The organism is Paenibacillus sp. Marseille-Q7038 (genome assembly GCF_965111595.1).
Genome location: NZ_CBCOOM010000010.1, coordinates 1 through 1,174, shown reverse-complemented (window position 1 = coordinate 1,174; position 1,174 = coordinate 1). Strand labels below are relative to the sequence as shown.

Below are 1,174 nucleotides of genomic sequence, written 5' to 3'. Positions count from 1 at the left end.
CTCTTTATCGCATTTGAAGGTAAGCATTTGATATAACTTCAAGTGTGTTCGAATGAAGAATCACGTTGTTTGTTATCGTTATAATTAGACTTATTACCATGATCGTCATAACAAAATAATTCCACTTTTTACGATTCAGAATTTTCGTTACTTGAGCGATGATTAATAACTGAGCAAATAAATAGTGCCCTGCATAAAGATATAAATCATATTTAAATACACCCAGACCATAGCCAATAACAAGATGAAGAATGACCGCAAAAAGGATAAATGACATTAATGTCCATGTTTCTTTTTCTTTTCTTCTATAAAAAATAGAAGCCGCTCCTGAAATCAGCAAGACAATCCCTAATAAGTGGGAATAAATAGAATACCCTGCGGTAATGTCTGTTGCAAAGGCTACGATGCCTTGATCTATTAAAGTGATCGATGGTGTCAGGACGGGACTAACGAATAACATGTAAAAAGCCTTCCAATGATGTTCGAGTGAAAATGGAGCAACATAACTGAATCCTGCATTATTTAAATTCGTATTTATCTTCTCAAACCAGGTATGCCCATCAAACAGTAGGTATTGAACAAAGCTAAACAAGATCGTTGTTAGTAAAAATGTGATGCCTATTTTCAAGACTAACAACAAGCTGTTCCTCCATTCCTTTTTCTTATAAAGACTAATAAAAACAGCAATGAAAAACGGGATAATATTGGTGGATGTTATAGCAAAATTCAGAAAACCTAACAATGCGATTGGTAAAACTCTATGACTGTCATTCGTTCTACAGTATTGTAAATACAGGACAGAAACTAGAAGTCCACACTGAGCATAACAATAAGAATCTGGGATGAGTGAGGTGAAGATTAAATAGGAACTGGAACCAAAGATAAGAGTAAAGATCACAGCGTATGTATACGATACTTTTTGTCTGCACAAATAGATAAAAAACACGGAAGTACTAACTGCATTTATTACCGATTGAAGAATTAGAAAAAAAGAATTATTCACCGTCATCTTTGCCGCATAAGCTAAGGGGACCGTTAAAAAATTAATAAAAGGATGCACTACAGAACCATGATTGAATGCATAGTACAAAGAAGGATCAAAATTAAAAATATTTAAGGTAAACGGCACTCCGTAAAATGGGCTAAAACGCTGAAGCAAACTTTCATGATCACT

General features: G+C 34.2%; 1 protein-coding gene. It reads right to left on the bottom strand.

The window, feature by feature from the left end:
* Window positions 1-4: 4 nt before the first annotated feature.
* On the bottom strand, window positions 5-1,174 hold a 1,170-nt coding region (locus ACWPWY_RS23540), incomplete at its 5' end, for a DUF6080 domain-containing protein (RefSeq protein ID WP_454193954.1).